We start from the raw sequence: 16,552 nt of genomic DNA on the forward strand, positions 1-16,552 counted from the left end.
AAGATTGCGCGAACACAAGGAAATCGCTTACAGTTATTATAGCCGATTTCGTTATGCATTTTAAGGTTCTATGTTTGTTTTAATTGTCTTCAATTTTGATAACTACAACCTAACGCGTTCGCGGAATTCCTTCGGCGTCCATCCGGTCAGCTTCTTGAACACTTTGTTGAAATAGGCCGGATCCGGATAGCCGACTTGCTCCCCAACCTCGTACGTTTTCAGGGAAGGATTCTTGAGAAGAAGCTCCTTCGCCCGCTCGATCCGCACCGAGATAATGTAATCGGTAATGGTCTCTCCCGTCTCCGTCTTGAACAATTTGCTCAAATAGCTCGGAGTCAAATAGACGACATCGGCCAGACGCTGCAATTCCATTTCCTTCCAATAATTTTTCTGGATATACGACTTCACGGTCTCCACGACGCGGTTTTCGTGCTTGGCGTTTTTCAGGCTCTCCAGCTGCTCCTTGGCGGATGCCGACAGCGCGGCTTTATAAGCCGGCCATTCCGCGAACGTCGTCGGAGCCGGAACCGTAAGCTCGTCCGGCTGTCCGGACGGATGGGATTGGCGCTCGTTCCATTCGTCCCGGATGAGGCCGAACAAATAGGAGACCCCTTCCGTCAGAGCTTGCCAGGCCGGACGGTGCTTGCTCAGCTCGCCCAGCCATTCCTCGACGGCAACCTCCGCCTTGGCAAAATCCAGCGCGTGCAGCGCGGGTCGAAATTCCTTTTCCAACAGGCGAAGCGGATTGTAGCTGTCGTCCCGCTTGCCGGCCGAAGCCGCATCCGCCATCGCCTTCGGACCGGGTTCGTACCAGCTGGATTGCATGCACAGCTCGGCCTGAACGTAGGCGTCTCTAAGCTTGAGCGGCCCCTGGTGAATTCCGCTGACGCCGATGCGTACGGCCGACGAATGCGGAAGCTGCTGCAGCAGCGTATAGGCCAGCTCGCGAGCCGTATCCGCATGGTCGCCTTCCCGGATCGCGGCCACGATGACCGTGTGGCGCGGCTCCCAAGCGACGAGCCGGTATTCCCGGTTCCAATAGGACATGCAATGCTCTATCCGGTCGGCGGGGAGATCGGGCTCGGCCCGGACGAGCAAGACGGCGAAATGGTCCCGCAGCAGAAGAGTTTGGCCCAGGTCGCGGTTCGCCCCCTGAATCATATGTTCGGGAAGATGATCGGGATCGTTGCGAAGAAGCAGGCGGATGTGTTCTTCCGTCGCGACCTCTTTCCGGTAGCGTTCGATTTCGATATTGTTTTTGACCCGCTGCAGCAGCTCGGCCAATTCGGACGGATCGACGGGCTTGAGCAAATAGTCTTCGACGCCCTGGCGAATCGCTTGCCGGGCGAAGGCGAAGTCGTTAAACCCGCTGACGATCGCGAATTTGATCTTCGGCTTGCGCTGCTGCACCTTCTCGATCAACTGCAGCCCGTTCATTTGCGGCATTTTAATATCCGTCATGATCAGGTCCGCCTGAAGGTCGTTCAGCCGCTCGAGCAGCTCCGGCCCGCTTGCGAAGCAGCCGACAACCTTATAATCTTCTCCGCATTGCTCGATTAATTTGGCCAGTCCGAGACGAATCCGTTCTTCGTCGTCCACAACGGCAATTTTGATCATCCCAAGTCCCCCTATGATATCTTGACAAGCGCGGCGTAAGGCAGCCTGACGGTGACCGCCGTGCCCACGCCCCGTTCGCTGTCGATCGACAATCCGTAAGCTTCGCCGTACCGAAGCTTCAACCGCTCGTTGACGTTGCGGAGTCCGATGCCGTGCCCGTCCCAGCGGTCGGCCGGATCGCGCAGCGCCGCCCGCAGAAGCTGCAGCTTCTCCTCGTCCATGCCGATTCCGTCGTCGGTGACGACGAACAGTTGGTCGGCGCCGGCCGCCCGGTGCTCGATCCGGATCGTCATCCGGCCCTTCGTCTCGTCATAACCGTGGTAGACGGCATTCTCGACGATCGGCTGAAAGAGCAGCTTCATGACGTAGATGCCCCTCGTGTCGCTCTCCGGCGGCGTCTCGAGCGTAAAGCGGTTGCCATACCGGTAATTGAGCAGATGGATGTACATGTTCAGATGCTCCCACTCCTGCCCGATCGGCACCGTCTCCACCCCCGCATGAATGCTGTACCGAAGCATTCTCCCCAAGAGGAGCGCCATGTCGCTCACTTCCTTGTCGTCGTGAAGCAAGGCCGTCATTCGAATCGATTCCAGCGTGTTGTAAATAAAGTGCGGATTGATCTGGTTTTGCAGCATGAGCAGTTCCGCCTCCTTCTTGCGCTGCTCGATGACGACGATGTCGGAGATCAGCGTCTTGACCCGGTCGATCATCCGGTTGAACGCCCGGCCGACCAGTCCGACCTCATCCCTTCGGACGATCGGGAAGGAGACGTCCATATTCCCGTTCTGCACTTCCTTCATCAATCGGACAAGCGAACGCAAGGGGCGGGTCAGCGCAAAGACGAGAACGAGTGAAATGAGCAGCGCGAAGCACATAATGGTCACCGCGGCCACGATCGTAAAGTTCCGCGTTCGATACGCATCCGACATGAGATGGCTCTCCGGAATCGAGATGAGCACCTTCCAGCCGGTCTCCTCGGATTGTTTGTAGATCGTCAGGACATGCTCGCCGTTAACGATCGTGTGGAAGCTGCCCTGCTCGTTGGGCGTCAACTCTACAAGATCGCTGCGCGGCATGTTTTGGGCCAAATACTTTTTCTCGCTGTCGTAAATGACTTTGCCGTCTTCGTCGAGGATGAGCGTCGTGCCTTTCGTCGCTTTTTCCAGGTCCTTGACGATGTTCTCGATGACCCCGATGTTGGCGTCGACGGCGATCATGCCAAGCGTCTCGTAATTGACGGGATCGATAATGGCGCGGACGACGGTGAACACGTACTTCTTGCCGACGGCCGATTGGGAAACTTCCTGCGTGCTGACCAGCACCGGCGCGCCGTAGGCGGCGTTCGCCCGCTTGCTCCACTTCGGATAAACCGATTGCAGATCGGGCCGGATGCTCAGGTTTTTGGCGGCGTAATAGACGTGGCCGAAACGGTCGAACAGGTACACGGTGTTGGTCCCTGTTTTAATGTTGTTAAGAAAATAAATGCTGTTCCCGATCTTCTTCTGGATGTCGATGCGCATCTGCTGTTCCGAAGGCAGAATGCTGGTCGAATCGTTCATCCGGCTCGGCTGCCCTTGGTAGTATTGGTTGGACATTTTGAGGCCGTCCTTGATTTCGCCCAGGTAGGAAGGAATGATCGAAATTTTTTTCATATCCACCAAATAATCGTCAAGCTTGTCCATCATTTTGTCCGACAGCTGGGATACGTAAGTCACCGTATTTTGCTCGATCGAATCCGAATATCGCAGAGCCGAAATATAGCTTAAAACGCCGATCGGCAATATAATCAGGAACAAAAACACAATGATCAGCTTGACTTCCATCCGGTCTATGGGCCAAAGCCGGATCGGCCAGCGCCATTTCCACTTGTTCATTTCGCAATCCCCTCGGACAAACGACAAAAGGCGGCTTCCGTTGCCATCGCCGCTTTTTAAACGTTATCTACATACTGGTAGTTATTATAATACAACGCAACTAACGATCCTAACAAACCGATCTTTTTTTGAGACGCTCCCTCCCCGATAGGGCGAGAGGGAGCGCTGCGCTTCAATGCGTATAGGCCGCCACGTTGTCGGTGTCCACCGCCTCGTGCAGCGCCGCGTTCAGCCCGCTGGCAATGACGTTGGCGATATCCTCCATAAACTTGTCGATCTCCTTCGGCGTGACGAGCAGATCGTGGCCGAGCGGCTCCAGCACTTCCTTGACGAGCCCGAGCCGTTCGGACTCCGCCATCTTGCCGAACACGCCGAACAGCGGGTCGGTATTCGGCGTTTGCCGCTTCATGTGCTCGAATACCATGTCCATCGTGTTGTTCACGATGGTCGAAGCGTACACGACCGTCGGAACGCCGATCGCGATGCAGGGGACGCCCAGAATATCCTGCGTCAACCCTTTGCGCTTGTTGCCGATGCCCGATCCGGGATGGATGCCCGTATCCGCGATTTGAATCGTCGTATTGACCCGCTCCAGCGAGCGGGCGGCCAGCGCGTCCACCGCGATGACCAGTTCCGGCTTCGCCTTCTCGACGATCCCCTGCACGATGTCGCTCGATTCGATGCCCGTCGTACCCAGCACGCCGGGTGCGACCGCGCTGACCGGGCGGTAGCCCGAGTTGACCTGATCGGGCATCAGCTCGAAATAATGCCGCGTCACCATAATATTTTCCACGACGAGAGGGCCGAGCGCGTCCGGCGTTACGTTCCAATTGCCGAGGCCGACAATGAATACGCTGGCGCTCGGACCGATGCCGACGCGCGACAGAAACGCTTCGAACTCCTTCGCGAACGTCGTCGCCACCTTGTCCTGCAAATCCGAATCTCCCCGCCTAAGCTCCGGCACCTCCAGCGTAACGTAATGGCCCGGCATTTTGCCGATCGCCTTCGCGCCTTCCTCGGTCTGGATGTGCATGCGGGTGACGGTAATGCCGGACTCCTTGCTCGTCTCCTGCCAAACCCCGGGAATCGACTGGCCGGGCGAACCGGCCATCTCTCTGGCTTCCAGCGCCAGGTCGGTTCGAATTCCGTATTCGCTCAAATCAAACCGTTGCTTCGTCACGATCCGTTTGCTCCCCTTTCAACGCGAACGGGAGGGCCGCAGCCCGGGCGTCTCCGAAAGCCGCTTAAACGACGGCTCGAACCGCTGAAATGGCTTGCGTTTTGCCCCCCTCCATGATAGAATGTTACAAGTTGTGTGGAGAAATACTCTTTGCTTTGCAGGAGGTGAAATCAATGCCGAATATTAAATCCGCCATCAAACGCACGAAGACGAACGAGAAACGCCGTCTGCGCAATGCGTCCCAGAAATCCGCCCTTCGCACGGCCGTTAAACACGCCGACCTTGCCGTTCAAGGCACGGACGTGAACGCTGCCAAAGAAGCGCTTCAATTGGCTCAGAAGAAATTGGATAAAGCGGTAACCAAAGGCCTCATTCACAAAAACGCGGCTGCCCGCAAGAAATCCCGTCTGGCTAAGAAGCTGAACGCTTTGTCTTCGCAAGCCTAAGGCTTGTCCGACAACGATGCGTTTTTATGAAGAGAGCCTCGCTGCCGCGAGGCTTCTTTGTTTTGCAGGCATGCTGCAAGAGGAGCACCTTCGCAAGGCGTTTTGTCGCCTGAGGAAGGTGCTCCTCTTCTTATCCCCGGCCTTCCGAACCCGTCCGCAGCAGGAACAATTCAAGTCCCAGCGTCTTCTCGACGCGCCCCGTCTTGATGCCGTAATCCAGCTCCGCCAGCCGGTCGAGAACGCCCGTCAGCCTCTCGGTGCTGAAGCCTTTCGCTTGCTCCGCCGTCACTTTCGCCGCATAAGGATGCAGGCCGAGCTGCCCGGCCATCTGCTGCGGGGTATAGCCCTGCTTGCCCAACTCCTTGACGAACAGCATGTTGCGGAATTGCCGAACGAGCAAGGCAATCAGCTTGATCGGCTCCTCGCGCTGCTTCAGCAGGTCGTAATAAAGCGCCAAGGCGCGATCGGTGCGAAGCGCCGCGATCTCTTCGGTCAGCTTGAAGACGCTTTGCTCCGTGCTGACGGGCACGAGCGAGGCGACGGCGTCCGGCGTGATCGTCCCCGCTTCGCCCGCGTGCAGAATCAGCTTGTCCATCTCGGAGGCGAGCGTCCCCATCTCGCTGCCGACCCGCTTGAGCAGTTCCTCGACGGCTTGCGGTTCGATCCGGCGCTTCCGGCTTTCCGCCCGGCGGACGAGCCAGTGCGCGAGCTCCTCCGCCGGCAGTGCCGTAAAGCCGACGACGGCGTCTTTGTCTTTGGCGTATTTGACGAGTTTCTTGCGCTCGTCCAGCTTCTCGTGCGGCACGACGAATACGAGCACGGTGCTGTCCAGCGGCCCGCTCATATATTCCAGCAGCCGTTCGGGCCGGTGCTCGATCTTCGCCGAATCCCGTCCGGCGGCGAACAGCACGCTGTCGCGCACGAGAACGAGCTTGCTGGGCACGAGGAAGGGCATCGTTTGCGCCTCGTCCACGATCTCGTCCGTCGTATGCTCGGACGTGCTGAAGCGGACGACGGCCATCTCCCGATGCTCCGGTTCGACCAAGGCGTCGGTCAGCCTCTCGATAAATTCGTTCAATAAATACGTTTCCGTCCCGAAGCAAATATAGAACGGTTTAATGCGCCCCTCGCGCACTTCGCGCAGTGCTTTGCGGTATTCCATAACGAGCCCCCGTTTTCCCCGATGCGGAACATGATCCGATATTCAAAGTCTAACAGAAATGCACCCGTTTGTCCTTCTTCCGCCGTCCAGGGTGGCCGCAGGGCCTTCCAAGCGCGGCAAAGGGATCACGCCTTCGCAGGTCGTGATCCCTTCGTCCTTGGACATCTATGTCAACGTCCGCCGGCCGGCCCATGGAACCGTGCGCGAACGACCGTGACCATCGTCCGTATCGTCCCTCCGAGGGGACAAATCAATTTCATCCCTACACTATACGCAGCGGGGGACCAAAACGTGCCAACACTTCTTCGGTTTATGGTCCCGTGTTCTCGTCGGCCACCTCTGTCTCTTGCCCCGTTGCGGCATCCCATTGAAGACGGACCGTCTTGCCGTCCGCATCCGTCCACGCGTACTGGAGGATGGCGGATTGATCGTCCCAACGGACGCCCCCGATCGTGCTGCCGGCATGAACGTCCGATTGGAACACAAGCACAAGCTCGCCGTCCTTCAACTCGTACACCTTCATCCGTTCGTCTTCCACCGTCGCCTTGTACTTTCCGTCCGGCGAAACCCAGACGAACGCAGGCGCGATCGACGTAAACGCATGGCTCTTATCGTTTCCTTCCGGCTCCGGCGACAACGGCGCAATTGCGGAAGGAGTTGCGGCGGGCGCCGCTTCGTCGCCCGTCTGCCGGGCGATGTCGAACGTCGTCTCGGGCTCGCTCGATTCCGGCGGCTCCGTCTCTTGGGCGGCGGAACGATTGTCGGCCAGACCCTTGTCATCCTTCTTTTCGCTGTCCTTGGACGCAAGCCCCCGATCCGCGGGCTTGGCCGTCGTGAAGGAAGGAGCTTTCGACTCGGGAGCCGCCGGCGCTTCCGGACTCGGGGAAGCTTCCGCGGAGCCGGGAGCATCGTTCTTTAAAGCCTTCTCGTCCGATTGGGCGAACAGCTGCGCTTCGGCCGACGACTGCGCAGGCTCGGACGATGAAGCGGCCGAACCGGCGGAGGATGTGCCGGCCGTCTCCGGCATGGACATGGCGTCGTTGTCTTGCCCGGAGTGAGACAGCCAGGAGAACGGATTAACCGCGATGAGCAAGCCGACCACAATGCCGGCGGCAATCGCGCCGGTCAGGCGGCGATAAGACCTCCGGCCGGGCCGGGCGGATCTTGGCGGCAGCGGCTCGGCGGCGTCCTCGGCGCCGTTCTCGCTCACGGCCTCGGACGATTTCTCCGAAGAGGCAATTGGAATGAGCTCCAGCTGCGGCAAAATCGAATCGACGATGCTGAAGCGCGGCTCGACTCGCGGAAGCTGCGCCAAATTGTTGGACAGAAGCGTTAAACGGTCCAGCATAGCGGCGCAATCCGGGCATGATCGGATATGTTCCATCATGCGCGACGTTTCCCGCGAATCCAAGTCGCCGTCAAGCGAACGCTGCATGAGTTCCATCACCTCTTGGCAATTCATCCCCGGACACCACCTTTCTGATAATCGTGAAGCAGCGTTTGCAGTTGCTGCCGGGCTCGAAACAAATAAGACTTGACCGTATTCAGCGGCAAGTTCAGCGATTCGGCAATCTCGTTGTAGGAGAAATCCTGCAGATAGCGAAGAACGACGACCGTCCGGTGATGCTCGGGCAGCTTGCCGATCGCTTCGCGGATTTCCTCCGATGCGTAAGCCGACATCACTTCCGCCTCCACGTTGTCCCCCGCATGGAACACCAGCTCGTGTTCGTCGATCGACAAGGACGGACGGCTGCGGCGAAACTTGTCGATGCAGATGTTCGTGACGATACGCTGCACCCACGTTCTGAATTGGGCTTTCTCTTCATAAGTATGGATCTTCGTATAAATGCGTAGAAGCGCTTCCTGGGAAGCATCGAGCGCATCCTGCTCGTTGCCGAGCAAATAGTACGCCGTACGGTAAACCTGGTTCTCTATCGCGCGGAGCAGCTCGACAAGGGCGTCGCGATCGCCGGTTTGTGCGGCTTTGATCAAATCCGGCTCCACCACAGAAGATCCTCCTCTCCTGCACCCCCTCTGACGCATTCGTTCGCCAAAAGGTTGCATCAACGTCCTTTTAACATCGAAGGGTTTTTCACCCATTCCGTTACTTATCGCTTATTTTTGTGCCAAGGCCATTCCCAGTCTAACAAAAATCGTTCCGTTTGTCGTTGCTTTGCCGATCCTTCGGCGATTTCCAGAGCGTCCATCTCTTGATACGCAGCGTAGGCCGGAATGTTCCGTTCGCTCGGCTAACCGGATTAGACGATTCGCGGTCCGGTCGGGTTTAAAAGGTAGCGATCTTATACGCTACCAGCATGGTTTTTCAAGCTCTGAAAGACGCCCTAGGTCAATGTGATCGTTGAAAATATTCTTTGCTCCAGCCGTGGTATTTGACCGATTGCATGGCAAAGTTTTGCATGGTGTTTCGGAACGGTTTCTTGCAGGCTCGCCGGAAGTAAACGAACCTTCGTTTACCGCTTTTTCTGGTAACCGGAGCCGTACCGGCCTCGCATTGCAAGGCATTGGCATGGAGTTCATCGAAATGGACGAAACGTATTTCTTGTTCTCCGAAAAAGGCAAAAAGAATATCACCGAACGAAAGCCACGTAAACGCGGTGGCAAAGCCAAGTATCGTGGCAGTAGTAATGACCAGGTTTGCGTTCTGGTCGCACGTGACCGTCAGAAGATGACTTTCTCTGGCGTTCTTGGGCGTGGTCGAATTCGAACGACTAAGTTGGATGAGGCGATTGGCGGAAAGTTATCCGATTCGAACGTACTATGCACCGATTCGTGGAGAGCATTCAGTTCTTATGCGAATACGAAAGGCTTGCCGCATTACAGTTTTAAATCCGATGGGAAACAGCGGGTTAAAGGCGTTTACTATATACAAAACGTGAACAGCTACCATAGTCGTCTGAAAAAATGGATGGACCGTTTTAACGGTGTAGCAACGAAGTATCTACAACATTATCTTGCGTGGTTTCGCTATTTAGACAGCAAGGAATATGAGAATACGGTGTCAAATAAGAAACACATGTTGGTCAATTCATGCCTGTTTACAGTGACGGATACGAATACAAAGATTCGACTTGCAGTCTTCTCTTGCTGAAATGACGGGTAGAACAACGCAACTGCTACAATTTTTCAACGTATTATAATTACATAAAATTTCCAAGTTAAGGAGGGAAGCAATGGTTAACAAAAACAAACTGTCTGTTGCTATACTTTTGGGAATTGTAACATTTGGACTGTTATTGTTATTTTTATACAACCGCGAAAAGCCGATTGAAGGACCTGCAATTCTTAATAAAGAAATAGCAAGTAACGAAGTGGTAAAGGTAAACATGACAAAGTGGATTCTTGATGGTGTAACATGGAAACAAGAGGATGTGAATTTAAGCCAAGAAGAAATTAATCAAATTCGTTCTTGGATTAATTCAGTGCCAACAAACAGGATTAGAGAAGTACAAGTCGTCAATCCAAACATCAGTGCGGGGATTGTGTTTGAATTAAAATCTAACGCTGAAATACGAATTCAGTATGACAAAAAGGATATATACATCACAAGAAATGATTTAAACTCAGACTACAAACAAACGAAGTATGTAGTTGAGGGGACGCAATTAAATGATTTCTTTGAAAACAAAATGAATCGTAGCTTTTAAGCGTTTGTTAAGTAACCGCCCCTTTTCAGTGGGCGGTTTTCCTTTGGTCAAAATCCTGCTGCTAGACTGAATAGAAGACACAGATTACACTGATGAAATCAAGCTGAATCGGAGGACTGTGTCGAAATGAAAAAGCCCTTGTATGATGAGACGTACAAGAGAAAGACGGTTCAATACGTCAAGGAAAGCGGAAAGGCGGTGGCGGAAGTCGCCCGCGAACTGAAGATCAAGGACAACACGCTATACGGCTGGATGAAGAAGTATAGGTGGTGAGCCGGAGATCGTTGCGGCGCAAGCGTTTAAGTCCGAAGACCATCAGCTCAGGGAGTTGCAAAAGCAAATACGAGATCTGCAAGAGGAGAACGAAATCTTAAAAAAAGCAATGCACTTCTTCGCGAAAGACCGTCGGTGAAATATACGTTCATCCACGAACACCGCTCCGAGTACCGACTGGAGAAGATGTGCAGCGTATTGAAAGTATCTCGCAGCGGCTACTACAAATGGAAGGAGCGCCCGGAAAGCGAACGGGAGCGTCAGCACAAGGAATGGACCGAGCAGGTCAAAGAAATCTACGATCAGTCCCGCAAGCTTTACGGCAGTCCGAAGATCACCCGTAAACTCCTGCAGCAAGGAGTGACGATCTCCGAGCGAACGGTGACGCGGATCATGAACGAGCAGCAGTGGCGGTCCCGGACAGTCAAGAAGTACAAAGCGACCACCAACTCCAAACTGTACCTCTGTCAATAGAATGGACAAGAAGAATCGAGAAAATTAAGTCATGGAACAGCACATACGTTCGTATTGATTGGGCGACTGAAACCCCAGCGTAGAGTGGAGTCGAACGCCGTTGTAAAAGCAAACGATATATTCGAAAATCCGTTTCCGTGCCTGTTCACGCGTCTTGAATTTCTCTTGGTAGATAAGCTCCTTCTTCAAGACGCTGTGGAATGCCTCAATGCATGCGTTGTCGTAGCAGTTTCCTTTGCGACTCATGCTGCCTAGCATCTGGTATTGCTTCAGCCGCTCTTGGTAGTCATGGGAAGCATACTGACTGCCGCGGTCGGAATGATGGATCAAGCCTGGCTCCGGCCGGCGCTGGTTGTAGGCCTTCCTTTGGTCATCCGCTCTCCCATCTGGAAGCCCACGACCTTGCGGCTACACAAATCCATGACGCTGGCCAGATACAACCAGCCCTCGTCCGTAGGACAATACGTGATGTCGGTCACCCAAGCTTTATTGAGCGATTGCGGTCGGAACTGTCGGTTCAGCAGGTTCTCGTGAACGGGCAGGCTATGCTTGGAGTTGGTCGTCGCTTTGGTTTTCTTCACCGTGCGAGAGCGAAGTCCCATTTCCTTCATCCGCCGTGCAACCGTCTTTTCCGATACCTGAACGCCTTCTTGCTTGAGTGCCGCTGTGATCTTCGGGCTTCCATAGAGACGGCGCGAGTGGATGAAGATCCGGTTGATTTGCTGCTTCAGCTTCTCGCGCTTCTGGACTCGCATCTTACGTTGTTCTTTATTTTTCAGCCATGCGTAATAACCGCTTCGGGCAACCTTAAATACTTGGCACATCTTCGCGACACGGAGCTTGAAGCGGTGATTGTGGATAAAAGCAAAGATCAGCGCCGGTCTTTTGCGAAGTAGTGCATCGCCTTTTTTAGGATTTCGTTCTCCTCTTTCAGATCCCGTATTTGCTTTTGCAAATCCCGCAGCATCTTGTCATCCGCTTTTAACTGGCCGCTGCCGGGAAAGGCCTGAGCACCGTCCTGTTTGAATTCCGAGATCCACCGATAGAGGGTATTCTCGTGGAGCCCGAGTTCCCGGGCCGCCTGCGCTACCGTTTTCCCCTCCTCCTGGATCATCTGGGCCGTATTCAGCTTAAACTCCCTGTCGTACTTGGGCTTCATGTTCGGACACCTCGAATGGAAATGATTTTATTCTCGCATTCTCGGTTCACTCTGTCCACTTTCTAGTCTAGACGCATTCAACCTCTCAATTCATAAGCGACTTCTTCACCCGTCTGCTCAATGCCCCGTCCGGGGATACCCGGTACTGGATTTCGCCGTCCAGATCGGTCCGGAACACGTCGACGCCCATCGATGCCAGCCGTTCCAGCACGTCCCGATGCGGGTGTCCGTATAGATTGTTCCGTCCCGCGGAGATGACGGCGTCGTGCGGCTCCCAGCGCCGCAGCCATTCGGCCGTCGTGGACGAACGGCTGCCGTGATGGCCCGCCTTCAGAACGTCGACGGGGCCATGCGTCTGCAGCCGGCTCATCAGTTCATTCTCGCCCCGCGCCTCCAAATCGCCCGGCAGCAGGAACGTTCTGCCGTACAGCCGAAGCAGCAGCACGACGCTGCGGTCGTTCTGTTCCTCGACGATCGGAATGTCTCCGGAACGTTCCCCTTCCGGATACAAAATCCGCAGGGAGGCGGAACGGTCCCATATCCAGTCCATCCCTTCATACGCAGCGTAGATCGGAATGTTCCGCCGCTCGGCTAATCGGAATAGACGATCCACGGTCCGGTCGGGTTTAATCGATCCGTTGAAAACGAGCCTGCGCACGGGAAAAGCCTCGAGCACGGCCTCCGCTCCCCCGATGTGATCCTGGTCCAGATGCGTCAGCACGAGCACGTCGAGCGAACGCACGCCCCGCTGCTTGAGCAGCGGAACGATCGTTTTTTTGCCGACTTCGTACGGATCCCGCCGGGTCCGCCAAGCTTCGTCCGCTTTGCGGAACGACACCGTCCCGCCCGCGTCCACCAGACCGTACTTGCCTCCGCCGGTGCGAATGAGGATGCTGTCGCCCTGTCCGACGTCGAGGAACATCACCTTGGCGTCCGGGTCGGACCAGGACGGCTGCAGCCCCCACAGCCACCAGACGATCCAGCATACGGAGATCGAGGCAGCAGCGGCTAGGCGAAGCCGCCTCCCCTCTTGCGCGTACGGAACGTCGGCCGGCTCCTCCTCGTGCAGCGGTCGGGTCTCGTCCCCGCTCGGCTGCGACCGGACCGACACGCTTCCTTCGGCAATCGGCGCGACGTCGCTTCCGGCCCGCTCGGCCAGGCGCTCCCGCTCCTTGCGGGATTGAAGCCGCCGCTTCTGCCAGCCGATCGTAGCGCCAAGCAGCGCATAAGCGGCCAGCACCCATCCGAGGGAAGGCTGGGGCCAATACGTTTGCATGCCGGGTACGGAACCCAAGACATCCGTTGCCGCGTCCGTAAGCCGGTTGCACCAGGAGGCCGCCTCCGCCGCGAACATCCCGAGCGGACGCCAGAGCGCGCCTAGCGCCAGCGACGCCATGCCGAGCGGCATGACAACGAAGCTGATGAACGGCACGAGCACGAGATTGGCGGGCAAGGACAGCAGATGAAACTGGTGAAAATAATAAGCCGACACCGGAAACGAGACGGCTTGCGCGGTAATGGCGACGGCGACCGCCCCGCGCAGCCCGCGGCGGCGGATCGGCAGCGACTCCGTCACGGTCGGCACGAACAGAATGAGCCCCGCCGTCACTGCGAACGAGAGCTGGAAGCTGACATTCTCAATGACGAGCGGGTCCCACGCCATCATGACGAGCGCGGACGCCGCCAGAAGATGAAGGCCGTCCTTCAGCCTGTCGATCCGCGCCAAATAAAGCGCGATCATGGTCATGAGGCACGCCCGGACCGCCGAGGGCGAAGCGCCGGTGAGGAGCATGTAGACGGGCATCGCGGCGATCGTCAGCTCGATGGAACGCTCCCGCGTCAAGCGAAGCAGCGCCCCGAGACGGAGCAGGATGAACACGACGACGCCGACATGCAATCCGGAGATCGCCAGCACATGGGTAAGCCCGAGCTTGGAGAAGGCGTCGTATTGCTGCGGATCGAGATCGTCCTCGATGCCGGCGACCAGCCCTTTCATAAACCCGGCGTCCGTTCCGTCGTAGAGGCTGTCCGTCAGGGCGCCGATCCGGGCTCTGGCCTCGTCTACCCAACGCATGGGCCGCTCGCGCCACGGCAGCTCGCTCGCTTCCCTCTCGACCGCCTTCGCCCCTTTGGCGCTAATGACCCAATGAATGTGCTGGCGCTGCAAGTAAGCACGGTAATCGAAACCGCCGAAATTGCCCGCGGTGGCGGGCCGTTCCAGCTCGCCGGCGATGCGGACGGCGTCGCCCCGTTGCCAGGCCTTAGCCGTCGCCTGCTCTTCCTCGGCCGCCAGGCGAAGCCGAACCCAGAACCGTTCGTGCAGTTTTTGCCCTTCGGAGCCGGTCCCGCCCTCTTCGGAGCCCTCCTCGACCAGGCGGGTCGCCTTCAGCTCGAACGTGACGGTATCCCCGTCCACCGTAACCGGCGAAGCCAGCCGGCCGTACGCTTCGACTCGCTTGCCTTCCGGATCGGCGATCCCCGCCTCCACCTCCGATACGTTGCGGGAGTCGGTCCATGCCCGCTCGCCCGCGGCAAGCGCCAGCGCCAGCGCGCACGCGGCTGCCGCTGCCGGGGAAGCCCGCGAGACCAGCGCATAGGCGGCGATGACGAGCAGGGCGCCGGCGAACGCCAGCAGCGCTGCGCGGCCTTGCCACAGGCCGCAAATCGAATCTCCCGCCGCCCAGCATGCGACGAAGGCTACCAGCGGTCTACGTTGCACGATTGCGCCCCCTCTCGGAAAATAAAAAAGAACCTCCCCGCGATCGCGCGTTGAGGTTCTTCCTCCGCTAAACCGGTTATTTGTCGTCCTGCACTTCCGTATCCGCCGGAGGCGCGTAGCCTTCGAGGCGGCGGAACAGAATGCCCCTCTGCTCCATCAGCGAGACGACTTTCTCGTAATCCTTCGGGTAGTTGCGATGGTAGACGATCTCCGATATGCCGCTGTTCGCGAGCATGTTCGCGCACGTCCAGCAGGGCTGGTCGGTCACGTACACGGTTGAGCCTTCCCGGTCGATGCGGTCGGTGAACAGCAGCAAGTTCTGCTCGGCATGAATCGTCCGGATGCATCGCTGCTTCTTTACCACCGAAGACGGATCGCCCGCGGCGGGCTCGTATTCCTCCACGATCATGCAGCCCGCCTCCGAGCAGTCCGGCACGCCCATGGGCGCCCCGTTGTAGGCCGTACCCAGCAGTTTCTTGCCCTGCACAAGAACGGCGCCGACATGACGTCTCGGACAACGGGAGCGGGTCGATACCATGAAGGCGATGTCCATAAAATAAGTGTCCCAGTCTTTGCGCAGGGCCTGTGTCATCTTGTATCGCTACCTCCGTATGCCATATCGGACGGCCGCCGGCGAGAGGCCGCCCATTTCGTATTACGCCTGGCTTGCGGCCAGGGCTTGCTCCAAATCGTAAAAGATGTCGCCTACGCCTTCGGTGCCGATCGACAGCCGGATCATGCCCGGCTGGACGCCTGCCGAAGCCTGCTCTTCCTCGCTAAGCTGCCGGTGCGTCGTGCTCGCGGGATGAATAAGGAGCGACTGGAAATCGCCGACGTTCGCCGGATGCGAGAACAGCTTGACCGCGTGGATGACCTTCTTGCCGGCTTCGACGCCGCCCTTGATGCCGAAGGTCGGGGTCGCGCCCTGGCCTTTGGCCAAATAGGTTTTCGCAAGCTCGTAAGAAGGGGGGGCTCGAGACCCGGGTAGTTAACCCCTCGACGGCTGCTCGGTGTCGCGGAATCCGTAGGAGCTGATCTGATAAAAATCGGCACCGCTCGCGACAGCGTAGTCGCCCGGCGTGAACGGCAAGCGTCTCCAGCAAGCGCGCGCGTTCGTTGGAATCGGTAAATTCCTCCCGTTTCCGGATGAAAGGTCAATTCTTCCTTATTGTCGCATATTTTCCGAACGGAAGAAAGACTGGACGTCAGACCGTTACCGCGTCCCGGATGCCGTCCAGCAGCTTCTCGCCGATGCCCTTGACGTTAAGAAGGTCGTCGACGCTTCGGAAAGGTCCGTGAAGCTCCCGGTACTCGACGATCGCCTTGGCTTTCGACGGGCCGATCCCCTTCAGCTCGTCCAACTGCTCCGCCGTTGCGGCGTTCAAGTTCAGCCGTCCCGAACCGGCCGAATCGGCCGCAGCGGGCGCGGAATCGGGAGAGGGCGACGCCGGAACCGGAGCGTCCGGCTCGGACTCGCCTGCGGGCGACGTTGCCTGACCGGAGCCGGGGGCCGCTGCCAGCCCGCTTGCCGTTCCCGCTGCCGCTTCGCCCGCCGCAGGCTTTCCGGCCGATCCCGCGCTTTGCCCGTCGGCTCCTTTCGCAGCTTGCCCGTCGGCTTCGCCCGCACCATGCCCGCCTTCCGCTCCCGCACCCATCCCGGCGCCGGGCGGGGCCGCGGCCGCTGCCGGCTGTGCGGACGGCTTCGGCGCGGCTTCGTCCAGCGCTTCCATCACCTGCGAATTGACCGGCTCCCAGCCGGGAACTTCAGCCTGTCCCGCCGGCTGCATCGCGACATATCCGAGAAGAGCCGCCCCCGCGAGCGCCAGCACGCCCGCCGCCTTCCCCCTCGTTCCCGCAGCCCGGATTTTCTCTTTAACCATCGCTATCCGCTCCTTCATTCGCACATTTTTAGTCCATATTGTCATGTCGGCGAGCCGCCGCTCATATGATGGGGTGTGACAATAGCGTCAAAGGGGGGACGGT

General features: G+C 57.5%; 14 protein-coding genes and 3 pseudogenes. 5 read left to right on the forward strand and 12 right to left on the reverse strand.

The window, feature by feature from the left end; translation table 11 throughout:
• Positions 1-102: 102 nt before the first annotated feature.
• The 3 genes from G485_RS0102170 to gpr all read right to left on the reverse strand — a co-directional run bounded on the left by G485_RS0102170 (position 103) and on the right by gpr (position 4,602).
• Complete coding sequence (locus G485_RS0102170; RefSeq protein WP_027091173.1) at positions 103-1,617, reverse strand: response regulator; 1,515 nt, start codon at positions 1,615-1,617, stop codon at positions 103-105.
• 11 nt (positions 1,618-1,628) lie between these two features.
• Positions 1,629-3,491, reverse strand: coding sequence for a sensor histidine kinase (locus G485_RS0102175; RefSeq protein WP_027091174.1), 1,863 nt, complete (start codon positions 3,489-3,491; stop codon positions 1,629-1,631).
• Positions 3,492-3,663: 172 nt separating this feature from the next.
• A complete protein-coding gene (gene gpr / locus G485_RS0102180) occupies positions 3,664-4,602 on the reverse strand; it encodes a GPR endopeptidase (protein WP_051317975.1) in 939 nt (312 codons plus the stop codon).
• A gap of 242 nt (positions 4,603-4,844) precedes the next feature.
• Between gpr and rpsT the strand changes: the two genes are divergently transcribed.
• On the forward strand, positions 4,845-5,117 hold the full coding sequence (rpsT, locus tag G485_RS0102185; RefSeq protein WP_027091176.1) for a 30S ribosomal protein S20: 273 nt from the start codon (positions 4,845-4,847) through the stop codon (positions 5,115-5,117).
• A gap of 130 nt (positions 5,118-5,247) precedes the next feature.
• On the opposite strand, the gene holA is transcribed toward rpsT, so the two are convergent.
• From holA to G485_RS31620, 4 genes are all read right to left on the reverse strand, one after another.
• The gene (gene holA, locus G485_RS0102190) at positions 5,248-6,279 is read right to left on the reverse strand and encodes a DNA polymerase III subunit delta (protein ID WP_027091177.1); all 1,032 of its coding nucleotides are present in this window, start codon (positions 6,277-6,279) and stop codon (positions 5,248-5,250) included.
• A 310-nt stretch (positions 6,280-6,589) separates the two neighbouring features.
• Positions 6,590-7,741: a zf-HC2 domain-containing protein gene (locus G485_RS0102195; RefSeq protein ID WP_027091178.1), complete on the reverse strand. Its 1,152-nt coding sequence runs from the start codon at positions 7,739-7,741 to the stop codon at positions 6,590-6,592.
• A complete protein-coding gene (locus G485_RS0102200) occupies positions 7,738-8,286 on the reverse strand; it encodes an RNA polymerase sigma factor (protein WP_027091179.1) in 549 nt (182 codons plus the stop codon). The genes G485_RS0102195 and G485_RS0102200 overlap by 4 nt, the downstream gene beginning before the upstream one ends.
• Before the next feature lie 340 nt (positions 8,287-8,626).
• On the reverse strand, positions 8,627-8,797 hold the full coding sequence (locus G485_RS31620) for a transposase (protein ID WP_476695848.1): 171 nt from the start codon (positions 8,795-8,797) through the stop codon (positions 8,627-8,629).
• 18 nt (positions 8,798-8,815) lie between these two features.
• Here G485_RS31620 and G485_RS24795 point away from each other — a divergent pair.
• The 4 genes and pseudogenes from G485_RS24795 to G485_RS24805 all read left to right on the forward strand — a co-directional run.
• Positions 8,816-9,388, forward strand: a pseudogene (locus tag G485_RS24795) (IS1595 family transposase); the annotation flags it as partial.
• An 82-nt stretch (positions 9,389-9,470) separates the two neighbouring features.
• On the forward strand, positions 9,471-9,944 hold the full coding sequence (locus tag G485_RS0102210; RefSeq protein ID WP_027091180.1) for a hypothetical protein: 474 nt from the start codon (positions 9,471-9,473) through the stop codon (positions 9,942-9,944).
• 126 nt (positions 9,945-10,070) lie between these two features.
• Positions 10,071-10,217 carry a transposase gene (locus G485_RS28715; protein ID WP_084423063.1) on the forward strand — a complete coding sequence of 49 codons (147 nt, stop codon included), beginning with the start codon at positions 10,071-10,073 and terminating at the stop codon, positions 10,215-10,217.
• A 135-nt stretch (positions 10,218-10,352) separates the two neighbouring features.
• Positions 10,353-10,691 (forward strand): IS3 family transposase, encoded by a 339-nt coding sequence (locus G485_RS24805; protein ID WP_027091181.1) that lies wholly within the window; start codon positions 10,353-10,355, stop codon positions 10,689-10,691.
• Positions 10,692-10,715: 24 nt separating this feature from the next.
• Here the strand turns inward: G485_RS24805 and G485_RS24810 are convergent.
• From G485_RS24810 to G485_RS28175, 5 genes and pseudogenes are all read right to left on the reverse strand, one after another.
• Positions 10,716-11,850, reverse strand: a pseudogene (locus G485_RS24810) (IS3 family transposase).
• 85 nt (positions 11,851-11,935) lie between these two features.
• Positions 11,936-14,569: a ComEC/Rec2 family competence protein gene (locus tag G485_RS24815; protein ID WP_035154363.1), complete on the reverse strand. Its 2,634-nt coding sequence runs from the start codon at positions 14,567-14,569 to the stop codon at positions 11,936-11,938.
• A gap of 76 nt (positions 14,570-14,645) precedes the next feature.
• On the reverse strand, positions 14,646-15,161 hold the full coding sequence (locus G485_RS0102240) for a deoxycytidylate deaminase (protein WP_027091183.1): 516 nt from the start codon (positions 15,159-15,161) through the stop codon (positions 14,646-14,648).
• Positions 15,162-15,224: 63 nt separating this feature from the next.
• Positions 15,225-15,551: pseudogene (locus tag G485_RS0102245) on the reverse strand (PLP-dependent transferase); the annotation flags it as partial.
• A gap of 223 nt (positions 15,552-15,774) precedes the next feature.
• Complete coding sequence (locus G485_RS28175; protein ID WP_051317953.1) at positions 15,775-16,449, reverse strand: ComEA family DNA-binding protein; 675 nt, start codon at positions 16,447-16,449, stop codon at positions 15,775-15,777.
• Positions 16,450-16,552 lie beyond the last annotated feature (103 nt).

Origin of the sequence: Cohnella thermotolerans DSM 17683, assembly GCF_000429825.1 — a bacterium.
GTDB lineage: Bacteria > Bacillota > Bacilli > Paenibacillales > Paenibacillaceae > Cohnella > Cohnella thermotolerans.